General features: G+C 72.0%; 15 protein-coding genes and 1 riboswitch. Of the genes, 8 read left to right on the top strand and 7 right to left on the bottom strand.

Annotated elements, in window-relative coordinates; translation table 11 throughout:
* Positions 1–2 precede the first annotated feature (2 nt).
* Positions 3–139, top strand: a riboswitch (cobalamin riboswitch).
* A gap of 26 nt (positions 140–165) precedes the next feature.
* From cobN to ACSHT8_RS03795, 7 genes are all read left to right on the top strand, one after another.
* The gene (gene cobN, locus ACSHT8_RS03765) at positions 166–3,750 is read left to right on the top strand and encodes a cobaltochelatase subunit CobN (RefSeq protein ID WP_436497692.1); all 3,585 of its coding nucleotides are present in this window, start codon (positions 166–168) and stop codon (positions 3,748–3,750) included.
* Between the two features lie 66 nt (positions 3,751–3,816).
* Positions 3,817–4,686: a dihydrodipicolinate synthase family protein gene (locus ACSHT8_RS03770; RefSeq protein ID WP_436497694.1), complete on the top strand. Its 870-nt coding sequence runs from the start codon at positions 3,817–3,819 to the stop codon at positions 4,684–4,686.
* Entirely contained in the window at positions 4,683–5,177 is a 495-nt protein-coding gene (locus ACSHT8_RS03775; protein WP_436497696.1) for a hemerythrin domain-containing protein, read from the top strand. Before ACSHT8_RS03770 ends, ACSHT8_RS03775 begins: the two co-directional genes overlap by 4 nt.
* A 14-nt stretch (positions 5,178–5,191) precedes the next feature.
* Positions 5,192–5,719, top strand: coding sequence for a DoxX family protein (locus ACSHT8_RS03780; protein WP_436501985.1), 528 nt, complete (start codon positions 5,192–5,194; stop codon positions 5,717–5,719).
* Between the two features lie 42 nt (positions 5,720–5,761).
* On the top strand, positions 5,762–6,142 hold the full coding sequence (locus tag ACSHT8_RS03785; protein ID WP_436497698.1) for a DoxX family protein: 381 nt from the start codon (positions 5,762–5,764) through the stop codon (positions 6,140–6,142).
* A 109-nt stretch (positions 6,143–6,251) separates the two neighbouring features.
* Positions 6,252–8,801 (top strand): bifunctional FO biosynthesis protein CofGH, encoded by a 2,550-nt coding sequence (locus ACSHT8_RS03790; RefSeq protein ID WP_436501986.1) that lies wholly within the window; start codon positions 6,252–6,254, stop codon positions 8,799–8,801.
* Between the two features lie 140 nt (positions 8,802–8,941).
* Positions 8,942–9,724, top strand: coding sequence for a DeoR/GlpR family DNA-binding transcription regulator (locus ACSHT8_RS03795; RefSeq protein ID WP_436497700.1), 783 nt, complete (start codon positions 8,942–8,944; stop codon positions 9,722–9,724).
* On the opposite strand, the gene ACSHT8_RS03800 is transcribed toward ACSHT8_RS03795, so the two are convergent.
* Positions 9,721–10,386, bottom strand: a complete 666-nt coding sequence (locus ACSHT8_RS03800) for a TetR/AcrR family transcriptional regulator (RefSeq protein WP_436497702.1) — start codon at positions 10,384–10,386, stop codon at positions 9,721–9,723. The genes ACSHT8_RS03795 and ACSHT8_RS03800 overlap by 4 nt on opposite strands.
* Before the next feature lie 64 nt (positions 10,387–10,450).
* On the opposite strand from ACSHT8_RS03800, the gene ACSHT8_RS03805 reads away from it, so the two are divergent.
* Complete coding sequence (locus ACSHT8_RS03805) at positions 10,451–11,623, top strand: FAD-dependent monooxygenase (protein WP_436497704.1); 1,173 nt, start codon at positions 10,451–10,453, stop codon at positions 11,621–11,623.
* On the opposite strand, the gene ACSHT8_RS03810 is transcribed toward ACSHT8_RS03805, so the two are convergent.
* From ACSHT8_RS03810 to ACSHT8_RS03835, 6 genes are all read right to left on the bottom strand, one after another.
* Positions 11,608–12,156, bottom strand: a complete 549-nt coding sequence (locus ACSHT8_RS03810; RefSeq protein WP_436501987.1) for a TetR/AcrR family transcriptional regulator — start codon at positions 12,154–12,156, stop codon at positions 11,608–11,610. The genes ACSHT8_RS03805 and ACSHT8_RS03810 overlap by 16 nt on opposite strands.
* Before the next feature lie 127 nt (positions 12,157–12,283).
* The gene (locus ACSHT8_RS03815; protein ID WP_436497706.1) at positions 12,284–13,333 is read right to left on the bottom strand and encodes an acyl-CoA dehydrogenase family protein; all 1,050 of its coding nucleotides are present in this window, start codon (positions 13,331–13,333) and stop codon (positions 12,284–12,286) included.
* Positions 13,330–14,499, bottom strand: coding sequence for an acyl-CoA dehydrogenase family protein (locus ACSHT8_RS03820; protein WP_436497708.1), 1,170 nt, complete (start codon positions 14,497–14,499; stop codon positions 13,330–13,332). The genes ACSHT8_RS03815 and ACSHT8_RS03820 overlap by 4 nt, the downstream gene beginning before the upstream one ends.
* Positions 14,496–14,963, bottom strand: coding sequence for a MaoC family dehydratase (locus ACSHT8_RS03825; protein ID WP_436497710.1), 468 nt, complete (start codon positions 14,961–14,963; stop codon positions 14,496–14,498). Before ACSHT8_RS03825 ends, ACSHT8_RS03820 begins: the two co-directional genes overlap by 4 nt.
* Before the next feature lies 1 nt (position 14,964).
* Complete coding sequence (gene fabG, locus ACSHT8_RS03830) at positions 14,965–15,720, bottom strand: 3-oxoacyl-ACP reductase FabG (protein WP_436497712.1); 756 nt, start codon at positions 15,718–15,720, stop codon at positions 14,965–14,967.
* A gap of 66 nt (positions 15,721–15,786) precedes the next feature.
* The gene (locus tag ACSHT8_RS03835) at positions 15,787–16,290 is read right to left on the bottom strand and encodes an XdhC family protein (RefSeq protein ID WP_436497714.1); all 504 of its coding nucleotides are present in this window, start codon (positions 16,288–16,290) and stop codon (positions 15,787–15,789) included.
* Positions 16,291–16,304: the final 14 nt, after the last annotated feature.

Raw genomic sequence — 16,304 nt, forward strand, 5'->3', positions numbered from 1 at the left:
GCCCGAATATAGGGTGAGCCGGACAAAGCGATGGCAAGCGGAGGAAGCCGGTGTGAGTCCGGCGCGGTCCCGCCACTGTCACCGGATCGGTTCATCCGGTCCGGGAGCCAGGAACTCCGGCCGTCGCGACCCACTACCCGGGGCGAGGACCCCAGGAAGGGAAACATGATCCTGCTCCTGTCGACTTCCGACACCGACCTGCTCTCCGCGCGCGCCAGTGGCGCGGACTACCGGCTCGGCAACCCCGCCCGCCTCGGCGTGGACGACCTGCCCGCCCTGCTCGACGGCGTCGACGTGGTCGTCGTCCGCCTCCTCGGCGGCCGCCGCGCCTGGGAGGAAGGGCTCGACGCGCTGCTCGCGGGCCCGCGGCCGGTCGTGGTCCTCGGCGGCGAGCAGGCCCCCGACGCCGAGCTGATGGAGTGCTCGACCGTGCCGGTCGGTGTCGTCGCGGAGGCACACAGCTACCTCGCGCACGGCGGCGCCGACAACCTGCGGGAGCTGTTCCACTTCCTGTCCGACACGCTGCTGCTGACCGGTGAGGGCTTCGCCAAGCCCGCCGAGCTCGCCGTGTGGGGTCCGCTGGAGCGCGCCGCGCGGCGCACCGAAGGCCCGAAGGTCGGCATCCTCTACTACCGCGCCCACCACATCGCCGGGAACACCGCGTTCGTCGAGGCGCTGGCCTCGGCGGTCGAGGACGCGGGCGGCCAGGCCGTCCCCGTCTACTGCGCCTCCCTGCGCACCGCGCCCCAGGACCTGCTCGACGTCCTCGGCACCGTCGACACCCTGGTCGTCACCGTCCTGGCCGCGGGCGGCACCCGCCCGGCCGACGCGTCGGCCGGTGGCGACGAGGACGCCTGGGACGTCGGCGCGCTGGCCGCGCTGGACATCCCGATCCTGCAGGGCCTGTGCCTGACCTCCAGCCGCGCGACGTGGGAGGAGAGCGACGACGGCCTGTCACCGCTGGACACCGCCACCCAGGTCGCCGTGCCCGAGTTCGACGGCCGGATCATCACCGTCCCGTTCTCCTTCAAGGAACAGGACAAGGACGGCCTGTCGGTCTACGTCGCCGACGCCGAGCGCGCCGCCCGGGTCGCCGGGATCGCGGTCAAGCACGCGACGCTGCGCCACGTGCCGCCCGCCGAGCGCAAGGTCGCGCTGATGCTGTCGGCGTACCCGACCAAGCACGCCCGCATCGGCAACGCCGTCGGCCTCGACACCCCGGCCAGCGCGATCAAGCTGCTCACCGCCATGAAGGACGCCGGCTACACCGTCGGCGAGTTGCCCGGCGTCAGCGCGGGTGACGGCGACGCGCTGATCCACGCGCTGATCGAGGCGGGCGGCCAGGACCCGAACTGGCTCACCGAGAAGCAGCTCTCCGGCAACCCCGTGCGCATCTCGGCCGCCGAGTACCGCGGCTGGTACGACACGCTGCCCGCCGACCTGCGCGAGTCGATGGAGGAGCACTGGGGTCCCGCGCCGGGCACCCTGTTCGTCGACCACTCGAACGACCCAGAAGGCGAGATCGTCCTCGCCGCGCTCCAAGCCGACAACGTCGTGCTGATCGTGCAGCCGCCGCGCGGCTTCGGCGAGAACCCGGTCGCGATCTACCACGACCCTGACCTGCCGCCCAGCCACCACTACCTGGCCGCCTACCGCTGGGTGGCGGGCAGCTTCGGCGCGCACGCCATGATCCACCTGGGCAAGCACGGCAACCTGGAGTGGCTGCCGGGCAAGAACCTGGGCATGTCCGCCTCCTGCGGCACCGACGCGGCCCTGGGCGACATGCCACTGATCTACCCGTTCCTGGTCAACGACCCGGGCGAGGGCACCCAGGCCAAGCGCCGCGCCCACGCCACCCTGGTCGACCACCTCGTGCCGCCCATGGCGCGCGCCGAGAGCTACGGCGACCTGGCCCGGCTGGAGCAGCTGCTCGACGAGCACTCCAACATCGCCGCGATGGACCCGGCCAAGCTGCCCGCCATCCGCGCCCAGATCTGGACCCTCATCCAGGCCGCCAAGCTCGACCACGACCTCGGGGTCGACGACCGCCCGCACGACGCCGAGTTCGACGACTTCCTGCTCCACCTCGACGGCTGGCTGTGCGAGATCAAGGACGTCCAGATCCGCGACGGCCTGCACACCCTCGGCGACGCGCCGGTCGGTGCCGCGCGGGTCAACCTGGTCAACTCGATGCTGCGCGCCCGCCAGATGTGGGGCGGCAAGGCCTCGGCGCTGCCCGGCCTGCGTGAGGCGCTGGGCCTGGCCGAGGACGGCTCCGAAGCGCGGGTGAAGGTCGACGAGATCGACGCGCTGGCCTTGGCGCTCATCGAGGCGATGGAGAACCACGGCTGGTCGGCCGACGAGGCCCGCCAGGTCACCCGGGATGTCCTCGGGGCGGAGAACGAGGCGGTGACGGAGGTCCTGACCTTCGCCGCCGTCGAGGTGGTGCCGCGGCTGGCCCGCACGACCGACGAGATCACCCATGTCCTGCACGCGCTGGAAGGCGGCTTCGTTCCGCCCGGCCCGAGCGGCTCGCCGTTGCGCGGCCTGGTGAACGTGCTGCCGACCGGCCGGAACTTCTACTCGGTCGACCCGAAGGCCATCCCCAGCAGGCTCGCGTGGGAGACCGGTTCGGCGATGGCCGAGTCCCTGGTCGCCCGCTACAAGACCGACACGGGGGAGTACCCGCGCTCGGTCGGCCTGTCGGTGTGGGGCACCTCGGCCATGCGCACCGCGGGCGACGACATCGCCGAAGTGCTGGCGCTGATGGGCGTGCGCCCGGTGTGGGACGAGGCGTCCCGGCGGGTGAGCGGGCTGGACGTGATCCCGCTGGCCGAACTGGGCCGCCCCCGCATCGACGTCACGGTCCGCATCTCCGGCTTCTTCCGCGACGCCTTCCCGCACGTGGTCTACCTGCTGGACGACGCCGTCCGCCTGGTCGCCGCGCTCGACGAGTCCAATGAGGACAACTACGTTCGTGCGCATGTGCTGGCGGACAACGACAAGGACGAGCGGCGCGCCACGACCCGCATCTTCGGCTCCAAGCCCGGCGCGTACGGCGCGGGCCTGCTGCCCCTGATCGACAGCCACAACTGGCGCGACGACTCCGATCTGGCCGAGGTCTACGCGGTGTGGGGCGGCTTCGCCTACGGCCGCGAGCTGGACGGCGCCCCGGCCCGCGAGGACATGGAGTCGGCGTACAAGCGCATCGCCGTGGCCGCCAAGAACGTCGACAGCCGCGAGCACGACATCGCCGACTCCGACGACTACTACCAGTACCACGGCGGCATGGTCGCGACCGTCCGCGCGCTGACGGGCCGCGCCCCGGCCGCGTACATCGGCGACAGCACCCGCCCGGAGTCGGTGCGGACCCGGTCGCTGGAGGAGGAGACCAACCGCGTCTTCCGCTCCCGCGTCGTCAACCCCCGTTGGATCGAAGCCATGCGCCGCCACGGCTACAAGGGCGCCTTCGAGCTGGCCGCCACCGTCGACTACCTGTTCGGCTACGACGCCACGACCGGCGTCGTCGCGGACTGGATGTACGACAAGCTGGCGCAGACCTACGCGCTGGACCCGGAGAACCGCAAGTTCCTCACCGAGTCCAACCCGTGGGCCCTGCACGGCATCGCCGAGCGCCTGCTGGAAGCCGCCGAACGCAAGATGTGGGCCGAACCGGACCCGGCGACCCTCCAGCAGCTCCAGGAGCTGTACCTCCAGGTCGAGGGCGACATCGAAGCGGGCTCGGAGTAGCGCTAACGAGCCTGTTAAGAAACGTGAACTGGTGCCCGGCCGCGGTCGGGCACCAGTCTCGTCTCCATGGAGCTCGCAGGCATCTACGTCCCCCTCATCACGCCCTTCACCGCCGCCGACACCGTCGACCTCGACGCCCTGGCCGATCTCGCCCACCAGGTCATCCAGGACGGTGCCGCGGGCCTGGTCGCCCTGGGGACCACCGCCGAGGTCGCCACCCTCGAACCGGACGAGAAGGCCGCGATCATCGACGTCTGCGCGGCCGTCGCCCGCGAGCGCCACGTCCCCCTCATCGTCGGAGCGGGCTACAACGCCACCGCCAAGTCCGTCGCCGAACTCGCCGAGCTGACCCGGCCGGAGATCACCGCCGCCCTGACCCTCGTCCCGCCCTTCACCCGCCCCTCCGAGGCGGGGGTCGTCGAGCACTTCCGCGCACTCACCGGCAAGCTCCCCCTGATCGTCTACAACGTCCCCTACCGAACCGGCCTCACCCTCTCCGCCCGAACCGTCCTCGAAATCGCCAACCTCCCCGGAATCGCGGGCACCAAGCACAGCGTCGGCGCCATCGACCAGGACACCGTCGCGATCCTCGGCAACCGCCCGCCCGGGTTCGCCGTCCTCGCGGGCGACGACGTCCTCGCCTCACCGCTGCTCGCCCTCGGCGCCGAAGGCGGAATCCTGGCCTCCGCGCACATCCGAACGGGTGACTTCGCCGACCTCGTCACCGCCTGGCGCAAGGGCGAGGCGGACCGCGCCCGGGCACTCGGCCACGACCTCGCCGACCTCTCCGCCAAGCTGTTCGCCCAGCCCAACCCGACCGTCATCAAGGCCGTCCTGCACGCCCGAGGCCGCATCGCCACCCCGGCCGTCCGCCTGCCCCTGCTGCCCGCCACCGGGGTTGACCTCGCCGGTCTGGGGGTACCCGACCAGGTATGACGACCGATGTACTCGACCTGATCCTCGCCGACCACCGCCGGTTCGAGGACCTGTTCCGCGACCTGCGCGACCGCACCAACGACCGCGGCAAGCTCCTCGACGAGCTGTCGACCCGGCTCGTCGCGCACGCCGAGGCCGAGGAGGCCGAGGTCTACCCGGCGCTGCGTCGGTTCAAGGACATCACCGACGAGGAAGTCGAGCACGGCGCCGAGGAACACGCCGAGGGCAACGAGGAACTGCTCGCGCTCCTGGAGATCGAGGACACCGAGTCCGACGCGTGGGAGGAGCAGCTCGGCGAGCTGGTCAAGGCCGTCGCCCACCACCTCGACGAGGAGGAGCGCACCATCCTCAGCGACGCCCGCGAGACCGTCCCCGAGGCGCGTCGCGCCGAGTTGGGCGCCGCCTTCGTCGAGGCGCGCGACGCGCGGATCGAAGCCGGATGCGGTGAGCTGGACTACGTGCGCGACCTCGTCGCGCGGACGAAGAAGTGAGAGGACGGATTCCGATGATCCTGCGCAGGCTGGCCCGGCCCCTGCTCGCCGCCATCTTCATCTCCAGCGGCATCGACGCGCTCAAGGCGTCCGAGGCGCACGCGGAGGCGGCCAAACCGCTGCTCGACGGGCTGAAAGGCAAGCTGCCCGAGCAGATCCCCAGTGACCCGGTCACGCTCGTCCGCATCGACGGCGCGATCAAGGTCGGCGCCGGGGTGCTCCTGGCGCTCGGCAAGTTCCCCCGCCTCTCCGCGCTGGCCCTCGCGGGCGGCCTCGTGCCGACCACGCTGGCCACCCACCGGTTCTGGGACGAGAAGGACCCGGCCGTCCGCCAGCAGCAGCAGGTCCAGTTCACCAAGAACCTGGGCCTCTTCGGCGGCCTCCTGCTCGCCTCCGCCGACACCGCGGGCAAGCCGTCGCTCGGCTGGCGCGCCCGCCACACCGCCCATGAGGTCGGCGACTGGGCGCGCGAAACCGGGGAGACGGTGGCCGAGACCGTGGCCGACGTGCCCAAGAAGGCCAAGAAGGTCTTGGCCCGCTGACGCTCGACCGGTTCTCGAGTCCGCCGGGCCATGATCGGCCGCATGTTGCTGCGCAGGCTCGCCCGACCCATGCTCGCCGCCATCTTCATCGGGGGTGGCCTTGAGTCCCTGCGCGACCCGGCCGCGCACGCCGAGCAGGCCAAGCCGCTGCTCGACAAGCTCCCCGGCGACGCGCACACGCTCGTCCGGCTCGACGGCGCGGTGAAGGTCGGCGCGGGCGCCGCGCTCGCGCTGGGCCGCTTCCCGAAGGCATCGGCCGTGCTGCTGTTCGCCAGCCTGGTCCCCACCACCCTCGGCGCCCACCAGTTCTGGGCCGAGAAGGACGCCGCGGTCGCCAAGCAGGAACAGGTGCACTTCGCCAAGAACCTCGGCCTGCTCGGCGGGCTGCTGCTGGCCGTCATCGCCGCCGACCGCGCGCGGTGAGCTGTCTCACCCACAGGTGAGCCGCGATTTCGTCCGACCCAGAAAGTAGGTTGGACGAATCCGCTCCCTGGAGGTGTCCGTGACCCCTGTCGTGCCGACCGACTCCGCGCTGCGCCGCGCCCTGCGCCGCGCCCGTGACGGCGTCGCGATCGACCAGGTCGAGGCGGAGGTGCTGCTGCACGCCCGCGGCGAGCACCTCGCCGACCTGTTCGACACGGCCTCCCGGCAGCGCGACGCCGGCCTGGCCGCCGCGGGCCGCCCCGGGGTGATCACCTACTCCCGCAAGGTCTTCATCCCGCTGACCAGGCTCTGCCGCGACCGCTGCCACTACTGCACCTTCGCGACCGTCCCGCACAAGCTGCCCGCGCCGTTCCTCAGCCCCGACGAGGTCCTCGACATCGCCCGCGCCGGTGCGGCGATGGGCTGCAAGGAAGCCCTGTTCACCCTCGGCGACCGCCCCGAGGACCGCTGGACCGCCGCCGCCGACTGGCTGGAGGCCGCGGGCTACCCCGACACGCTGTCCTACGTCCGCGCCATGGCGATCCGGGTGCTGGAGGAGACCGGCCTGCTGCCGCACCTCAACCCGGGCGTGCTCAGCTGGACCGACCTGCAGCGGCTCAAGCCGGTGGCGCCGTCGATGGGCATGATGCTGGAGACCACCGCGACCCGCCTGTGGTCCGAGCCGGGCGGCCCGCACTACGGCTCGCCCGACAAGGAGCCCGCGGTCCGGCTGCGCGTGCTGGAGGACGCGGGCCGCTCGGCTGTCCCGTTCACCACCGGCGTCCTCATCGGCATCGGCGAGACCCTGGCCGAGCGCGTCGAGTCCCTGTTCGCCATCCGCGGCGTCGCGCGGCGCTACGGCGGCGTCCAGGAAGTCATCGTGCAGAACTTCCGCGCCAAGCCCGACACGGCGATGCGCGGGATGCCGGACGCCGAGGCCGAAGAACTCGCCGCGACGGTCGCCGTCGCCCGCGTGGTGCTCGGCCCGAAGGCCCGCATCCAGGCGCCGCCGAACCTCATCGGCGGCGAGTTCGGCCTGCTGCTGCGCGCGGGCATCGACGACTGGGGCGGCGTGTCCCCGCTGACCCCCGACCACGTCAACCCCGAGCGCCCCTGGCCGCAGATCGACGCCCTCGCCGCGCAGACCGCCGAGGCGGGATTCCGGCTGGCCGAGCGGCTGACGATCTACCCGGAGTACATCCAGCGCGGCGAACCCTGGCTCGACCCGCGCCTGAGCGCCCACGTCGCCGCGCTGGCCGACCCGGTCACCGGCCTGGCCGTCGAGGACGCCCCGCTGGTCGGCAGACCGTGGCAGGAACCCGAGGTCGCGCTGACCGCCACCGGCCGCACCGACCTGAACACCGCGATCGACACCGAGGGTCGCACCAGCGACCGCCGCGACGACTTCGACTCCGTCTACGGCGACTGGGACGAGCTCCGCGGCCAAGTCCACCAGCCCAGCGCGCTGCCGGTCGGCACCGGCCTGCTCCGCCCCGAGTTCAGCGCGGCCCTGCGCCACGCCGAGAAGGCCCCGGCCGAGCTGTCCACCGACGACGCGCTCGTGCTCATCTCGGCCCAGGAGGGCGCCGAGATCGAGGCGCTGGCCGACCTGGCGGACGGGCTGCGCCGCGACGCCGTGGGCGATGAGGTCACCTACGTCGTCACGCGCAACATCAACTTCACCAACGTCTGCTACACCGGCTGCCGGTTCTGCGCCTTCGCTCAGCGCCGCACCGACGCCGACGCCTACACCCTGTCCCTCGACCAGGTGGGCCAGCGCGCCGAGCAGGCGTGGTCGGTGGGCGCCACCGAGGTCTGCATGCAGGGCGGCATCCACCCCGACCTGCCCGGCACCGCGTACTTCGACATCGCCGCCGAGGTGAAGCGCCGCGCGCCCGGCCTGCACGTCCACGCGTTCTCCCCGATGGAGGTCGTCAACGGCGCCAGCCGCACCGATCTGTCCATTCGCGACTGGCTGACCGCCGCGCACGAGGCCGGGGTCGACTCGCTGCCCGGCACCGCCGCCGAGATCCTCGACGACGAGGTCCGCTGGGTCCTCACCAAGGGCAAACTGCCCACCGCCACCTGGATCGAGGTCGTCACCACCGCCCACGACCTGGGCATCCCGACCACCTCGACGATGATGTACGGCCACGTCGACACCCCCGCCCACTGGGTCGCGCACCTGAAGCTGATCGGCGAGATCCAGCAGCGCACCGGCGGGTTCACCGAGTTCGTCCTGCTCCCGTTCGTGCACACCAACGCCCCGCTCTACCTCGCCGGGATCGCCCGGCCGGGCCCGACCCGCCTGGAGAACCGGGCGGTGCACGCGCTGGCCAGGATCCTGCTGCACGGCCGGATCAAGAACATCCAGACCAGCTGGGTCAAACTCGGCGACGAAGGGGTCGTGGAGGTGCTGCGCGGCGGCGTCAACGACCTCGGCGGCACGCTGATGGAGGAGACCATCAGCCGCATGGCGGGCAGCGACAACGGCAGCTACAAGACGATCGCGGGCCTGGAGGCGCTGGCGGCCGCGGCGGGCAGGCCGTCCCGGCAGCGCACCACGACCTACGGAACCGTCCCCGCGGAGCGGCTCGAAACGGGCCGCGCGCACGACGGGGTGTGGACGCCGAAACTGCTGCCTCTGTCAACGCTGTAGGCGAGGTCTGCGTCACAGACAACGCCATTGCGCGATTTTGCTCGGTTCGCGGCCGCGCCGGACGTTGAATACGGTCCCACAAGGCGATACTTTGCACCGCCGCCCATGATCGGATGGCGGTGCGAAGGGGAGGTTTGGCTGTGGACCGTTACGAGCGACTCAGCACACTGCTCGATCTGCTCGGGCAGAGCGGCAAGGTCGACGTCGAGGACTTGGCGCGGGACCTTGACGTGTCCGCCGCGACGATCCGCCGCGACCTCGACCACCTCGCCGAGCAGCAGCTGCTGACCAGGACCCGCGGTGGCGCCGTCGCCAACAACGTGGCCTACGACCTGCCGCTGCGCTACAAGACCGCCCGCCACGCCTCCGAGAAGGAGCGCATCGGCAAGGCCGCCGCGGCGATGGTCGCCCGCGGCGCCGTCGTCGGCCTCAACGGCGGCACGACGACCACCGAGATCGGCCGCGCCCTGGCCATCCGCCCCGACTTCGCCCAGTCGGACGAGCCGGGCGTCACCGTGGTCACCAACGCGCTGAACATCGCCAACGAGCTGGCGGTCCGCCCGCACGTGAAGATCGTCGTCACCGGGGGAGTGGCCCGCCCGCAGTCCTTCGAGCTCAGTGGTCCGCTGGCGACCAAGATCCTCGGCGAGGTCACCCTGGACATCGTGTTCCTCGGCGTCGACGCCGTCGACCCGGAACGCGGCGCCTACGCCCACCACGAGGGCGAGGCCAGCATCAACCGCCTGATGACCGAACGCGCGCGCCAGGTCGTGTGCGTCGCCGACGGTTCGAAGCTCGGCAAGCACGCCTTCGCCCAGATCTGCCCCACGACCGTCCTGGACGTCCTGATCACCGACGAGACCGCGCCCGCCGAGGTCGTCGCCGCGTTCGAGGCCGAGGGCGTCGAGGTCCAGATCGTCTAGCGGCTGTCGATCAGGACACCTAGCCCGTCGAGGATGCGCGCGAGCCCGAAGGCGAGCGCGTCGTCCCGGCGTCCGCCGTCGGCGAGCGCGGCGCCCAACGCGGGGAACTCGGCCGCGCGGGTGGCCATGACCTCGGCGATGACCGCGCCGAGCTGACGTTCGGACGACTCGGACTGCTCGGCGATGGTCCGCAGGTGGCCGACCACCACGACGACGGCGTCCATCCGCTCGGCCCCACCGAGCCCGGTGCCGTCGAGGATGGCGATGCCGCGGTCGAGCCACGCCAGTTCGTTCGGCCCGACGGCCCGCGGTCCGACGGTGGCCGCGAGCAGCCAGCGGTGCCGCTTGAACCGGGGGAGCAGGGCTTCGGCCCAGGCGGTGAGCCCGGCCCGCCAGCCGTCCGCCGCCGCGAAGTCCGGCGGTCCCACGGCGATGTCGGCCATGAGCGCGACCAGCTCGGCTTTGCCGGGGACATAGCGGTAGATGGCCATCTTCGTGACCCCGACGTCGGCAGCCACCCGCTGCATCGACACGGCGTCGAGGCCCTCGGCGTCGGCGATCGCGATGGCGGAGGCCGCGATCCGCTCCACCGTCAGCCCGGGTTTGGGGCCGCGGCTGGGTGTGGCCCGGGGACCCCACAGCAGGTCGATCACGTTCGCCATGAACTGTGTCTACCATATACAGTTAGTGTCCGGTGGACACAGTTTCGGTCGAGGGGAGTCGACGATGGGTGACGTGCTGATCTCCGGGGCGAGCGTGGCCGGGCCCGCGCTGGCGTGCTGGCTCGGCAGGCTCGGCTTTCAGCCGACCGTGGTGGAGGTGGCGCCCGCGCTGCGCGGGGGCGGCTACGCGGTCGACTTCCGCGGCCAGGCGCATCTGGACGTGCTGGACCGGATGGGCGTGCTGCCCGAGCTGCGGCGGCGCCAGACCGGCGGCAGCCCGATGCGCTTCGTCGACGCCGCGGGGCGGCCGCGGCTCACCCTGCCCGGCGACTTCGCGGGCGGTGAGCTGGAGATCCTGCGGTCGGACCTCGCCGCGGTCTTGTACGAGGCGGGTCGGGACCTCGCCGAATACCGGTTCGGCGACTCGATCACGGGGCTCTCGGAAGTCGGCGACCGGGTGCTGGTCCGGTTCGCGTCGGGGATCGAGCGCGAGTTCGACCTGGTCATCGGCGCCGACGGGATGCACTCGGCTGTCCGTGGCCTGGCGTTCGGGCCGGACGACGCCTACGTGCGGCACCTCGGCTACTACGTCGCCGGGTGGGACCTGCCCAACTGGCTCGGCGTCGGGCCGGGGTCGACCCTGCACAACGCGCCGGGCCGGGTCGCCGGGATCGGCGCCGACCGCCGCGACCCGAGCCGCGCGAGCGCGCTCTGCGTGTTCGCCTCACCGCGGCTGTCCTACGACCGGCGCGACACCGACCGGCAGAAAGAACTGCTGACCGCCGCCTACGCGGGCGTCGGCTGGCAGGTGCCCCGACTGATGTCGACCCTCGCCGACGCCGACGACCTGTACTTCGACTCGATCAGCCGCGTCGACGTGCCCACGTGGTCGACGGGCCGGGTGGCCCTGGTCGGAGACGCCGCGTGCGGCGCGACGCTGGGCGGCATGGGCACCGGCACCGCCATCGTCGCGGCGTACATCCTGGCGGGCGAGCTGGCCGCGACCCCGGACGACCACCGCGGCGCGTTCACCCGCTACGAGCGGGTCCTGCGTGCCTACGCCCAACGGTGCCAGCGCGGCGGCGACCGCACAGGCCGGTTCCTGGCTCCGCGCACGGCGCACGGGATCCGGTTGCGGGACAAGCTGATGGGCAGCCGCCGGGTCATGGACTTCATGATCAAGGAGGGCAAGAAGGTCAGCGCCGACGTCGCGCTTCCCGACTACGCGCCGCGGTGACCGAGCATCGCCAGCGCGAGGGTCGCGTACCGCGCGCCGAGCTGCTCCGGGCCGGGCTTGCTGCCCTCGGTGTACCAGCGCGCGATGTCGACGCACAGCGACAGCACCGCCCGCGCCGCCGTCCGCGCGTCGCAGTCGAAGTGCCCTCCGGCGACGCCTTCGGCGATCAGCGCCCGCACGACGCGCTCGGTCCGCACCCGCAGGTCGGCCACCGTGGCGTAATCGGCGTCCGGGAGCGCGTTGATCTCGTACTGGACGATCCGGGCGATCTGGTGCCGGGTGGCGTGCCAGGCGGCCATCTCCGCCACCAGCACGCGCATCCTGGCCGGTGGGTCGCCCGCACCCGCCGCGGCGGCCTCGACCAGCGCCAGCGCCTGCTCGTGCCCGTTGCGGCTGATCGCGGCCAGCACAGCCGCCTTGGAGGGGAAGTGGACGTAGAGCGCGGCCGGGCTCATCCCGGCCGCGGTCGCGATGTCCCGGGTCGTCGTGGCGTGGTAGCCGCGCTCGCTGAACGAGTCCACCGCGGCGGCCATCAGCCTGCGGGCCGCCGCGGCGGTCACCGCCGGGAACTGGTCGGCGACTATGTCGTTCACTCGGCCACCTCGCACGCTCGGTGGCGTGCGCGGGCGCACTGTGTCGATGATTCGCTCGCAAGCTCGTTCATGCGGGGAGGTTCACCAACGGCGCGAGCGCTGCCCGGTGACGGCCCGGCGTGCCGAGCGCCAACTCGTCGGCCTTGGCGCGCTTGAGGAACAGGTGGGCTGGGTGCTCCCAGGTCATCCCGATCCCGCCGTGCAGTTGGACCGCCTCCTCCGCGGCCTTCACCGCCACGGTCGAGCACAGCGACTGGGCCACCGCGACCGCCACGGCCACGTCCTGCCCGGTCGCGAGCGCGTCGGCCGCGTTCAGCGCCGCCGCCCTGGCCAGCGCGATCGATTGCCACAGGTCGGCCAGCCGGTGCTTGAGCGCCTGGAACCCGCCGACCTGCCTGCCGAACTGGTAGCGCTGCTTGAGGTAGGCGACCGTCGTGGTCAGGCACCAGTCGGCGATCCCGACCTGCTCGGCGGCCAGCATCGCCGCCCCCGCCCGCAGCGCACTGTCCACAGCGGACCGCGAGTCCCCGCTGAGCCGTGTCCCGGTGCCGTCGAAGGTCACGTCGGCGATCGGCCGGGTCAAGTCGAGTGACACCACGGGCTCGACCTTCGCCGCGTCGACCAGGTGCAGAGCGCCGTCGGCGGGGACGAGGAACTGGTCGGCGATCGTGGCGTCGGCCACCGTCCGAACGGTCCCGGCGAGCGACCCGTCTACATCCACGGTCATCGAGGACAGGGGGATGGCGAGCACGATGACCGATTCGCCCGAGGCGATCCGGCCGAGCGCGGCCCGCGCGTTGTCGTCGTCGAGTTCGAGCAGCGCCGCCGTGGCCAGCACCGCGCTGCTCAGGAACGGGGCAGGAACGACAGAACGGCCCAGTTCCTCGGCGACCACCGCCGCCTCCCGCCAGCCCGCGCCCTGCCCGCCGAGTGCCTCCGGGATGGGCAGCGAGGTCGCGCCCAGCTCGGCCAGCGTCGTCCACAGGCCGCGGTCGTAGGGATCGGACTCGACCCGGCTCAGCACGGTCGCCGGGTCCGACTTGTCGGCCAACAGTTCCCGAACGCCTGCGCGTAGGGACTCTTCGACATCGGTGGAAAGCAGGTTGGGGTCTGTCATTTGGGGAGGTCCTTCCACGCGACGTCCTTGTCGACCCGAGGTTCGGACGGCAGGCCGAGGACGCGCTCGGCGATGATGTTGCGCAGGATCTCCGAGGTGCCGCCCTCGATGGAGTTCCCCTTGGCGCGCAGATAGCGGTAACCCGCCTCGCGGCCGATGAAGTCGACCTTGTCGGGCCTGCGCAGCGTCCAGTCGTCGTAGCGCAACCCGTCGCCGGTGATCTCCAGTTCCAAGCCGGAGAGCTCCTGCGCGAGCCGGGCGAACGCCAGCTTCATCGCCGACCCCTCCGGGCCGGGGGAGCCGCTGGTCAGCTGCTGCCGCAATCGAATCCCGGCCAGCCGCAGCGCCTCCGACTCCACCCACAGCCTCAGCAACCGGTCGTGCGCCTCCGGTGTGCGACGGTCCGGGTTGGCGCGCCAGGTGTCGGCGACCACGCCGATCATCCCGCCCTCACGCGGGATCGGCCTGCCGCCGATGGCGACCCGCTCGTTCATCAGCGTCGTCTGCGCGACCCGCCACCCGTCGCCGACCTCGCCGAGCCGGTGCGCGTCGGGGATGCGCACGTCGGTGAGGAACACCTCGTTGAACTCGGCCTCGCCGGTGATCTGCCGCAGCGGCCGCACCTCGACGCCCGGGTCGGTCATGTCGCACACGAAGTACGTCATGCCCGAGTGCTTCGGCACGTCCGGGTCGGTCCGCGTCACCAGGATCGCCCAGCGCGCGGTGTGCGCGCTCGACGTCCACACCTTCTGCCCGGTGACCAGCCAGTCCTCGCCGTCGCGGCGCGCGCGGGTGCCCAGCGCGGCCAGGTCCGAACCCGCGCCGGGCTCGCTGAAGAGCTGGCACCACACTTCCTCGCCGGTCCATAGTGGACGCAGCAGCCGCCGCTTCAGCTCGTCGGACCCGAACGCCAGGATCGTCGGCGCCGCCATGCCCAGCCCGATGCCGATGCGCCGCGGGTCGTTGTCCGGCGCACCCGCCTCGGCCAGCAGCGCCTCCACGGTCTGCTGGTCGGACCGCGACACGCCGAGCCCGCCGAGTCCCTCCGGGTAGTGCACCCACGCCAGCCCCGCGTCGAACCGGGCACGCAGGAAGTCGAGGCGATCGGTCGTCGCGGGGTCGTTCTCGGCGAGGAAAGCCGCGACCCGCTCGCGGATGTCGGTCACACGGACTCCTTCGCTGGGACGAGCAGGACGACGGCCTCGGCGACGCAGCCCGGCTTCGCCTCGCCCTCGATCTCGATCGTGTAAGCGATCACCGCGTGCACGCCGAGGGCCACCGGCGCCACGGACACGATCTCCGCGCCGAGCCGCACCCGGGCGCCCACGCGCACGGCGCTGGGGAACCGCACCTTGTTGAGCCCGTAGTTGACGCCCATGGCGAAGCCGCGGAACTCGTAGACGCCGCGGCCGAGCATGGGCAGCAGCGACAGCGTCAGGTAGCCGTGGGCCACGGTGCCACCGAACGGCCCAGCCGCGGCCCGCTCGGTGTCGAGGTGGATCCACTGGTGGTCGCCGGTGGCGTCGGCGAACAGCTGGACGCGCTCCTGGGTGATCTCGAACCAGTCGCTGTAACCCAGGTGCTCGCCGATGGCGGCGGTCAGCGAGTCGATGCCGTCGAAGATCCGCATGTCAGTCCTTCGGCCCGCCCGCGACGTAGATCACCTGGCCGGAGACGAACCCGGCCTCCTCGCTGACCAGGAACGACGCCGTCGCCGCGATGTCATCCGGTTTGCCGATGCGGCCGACCGGGATCATCGCCGCCGCGCCGGTCTTGAAGTCCTCGAACGACACGCCCATGCGGGCCGCCGTCGCCGCGGTCATCTCGGTCTCGATGAACCCGGGCGCGATGGCGTTCGCGGTGACCCCGAACTTGCCCAGTTCGATCGCCAGGGTCTTGGTGAAGCCCTGCAGCCCTGCCTTGGCGGTGGCGTAGTTGGCCTGGCCGCGATTGCCGAGGGCGGAGGTGCTGGAGAGGTTGACGATGCGGCCGTAGCGCTGCTCGGTCTGGTGGCGCTGCACCGCGCGCGTCATCAGGAACGAGCCGCGCAGGTGCACGTTCATGACCGCGTCCCAGTCGTCGTCGGTCATCTTGAAGATCAGGTTGTCGCGCAGGATGCCCGCGTTGTTGACCAGCACCGTCGGCGCGCCCAGCGCCTCGGCGACCTTGGCCACCGCGGCCTCGACCTCGTCGGACTTGCTCACGTCGGCACCCACGGCCAGCGCGGTGCCGCCGTCGGCCTCGATCGCGGCCACCGTGTCGGCGCACGCGGCTTCGTCGAGGTCGATGACGGCGACCTTGAACCCGTCACGGGCGAGTCGCTTGGCCACGGCGGCGCCGATGCCGCGGGCGGCGCCGGTGACGATGGCGGTGCGGGGCTGGGACACGGGTCCTCCGGTCTCTAGGCGACTAAGCAAGCGCTTAGCAACCTACTCCCGGGAGGAACGGGGTGTCTAGAACTCGAACCCGCCCGGCTTCCCGTTGCGGTCGGCGATCAGCCCCGCCAGCGTCGCGATCGCGATCTCCGCCGGAGTGCGTGAGCCGATGTTCAACCCGATCGGGCGATGCACGGAGTCGATCAACGCCTGGTCGACCCCGAGTCCGCGCAGCGCCTCGATGTGCGGCGCCGCGTGCCGCGGATTGCCCATCACCCCGACCCAGCGCGGACTCGCCTTGAGGACGTCGCGCAGCACGGGCCCGAGGTCGGCCCGGTGGTGATCGGTGACGACCACGTCGGCGCCCGCGATGCCTGCGGGGAGATGGGCGACGACCTCGGCCGACGAGTGCCCCACTCGGGCGCGCTCGGGTTCGAGGAGCAGCACGTGATAGCCGACGTCGGCGCCGTATCGCAGCAGGTGCTCGGCGACCGCGGTGGCGAACACCGCGACGAGCGTGCGCGTCCCCGCGTCTGGTCGGACGACGCCGTGCGCGACGTCGCAGGAATCGGGCGTGGCCATGTTTGAAGTCTCCA

The organism is Actinokineospora sp. HUAS TT18 (assembly GCF_051364635.1).
GTDB lineage: Bacteria > Actinomycetota > Actinomycetes > Mycobacteriales > Pseudonocardiaceae > Actinokineospora.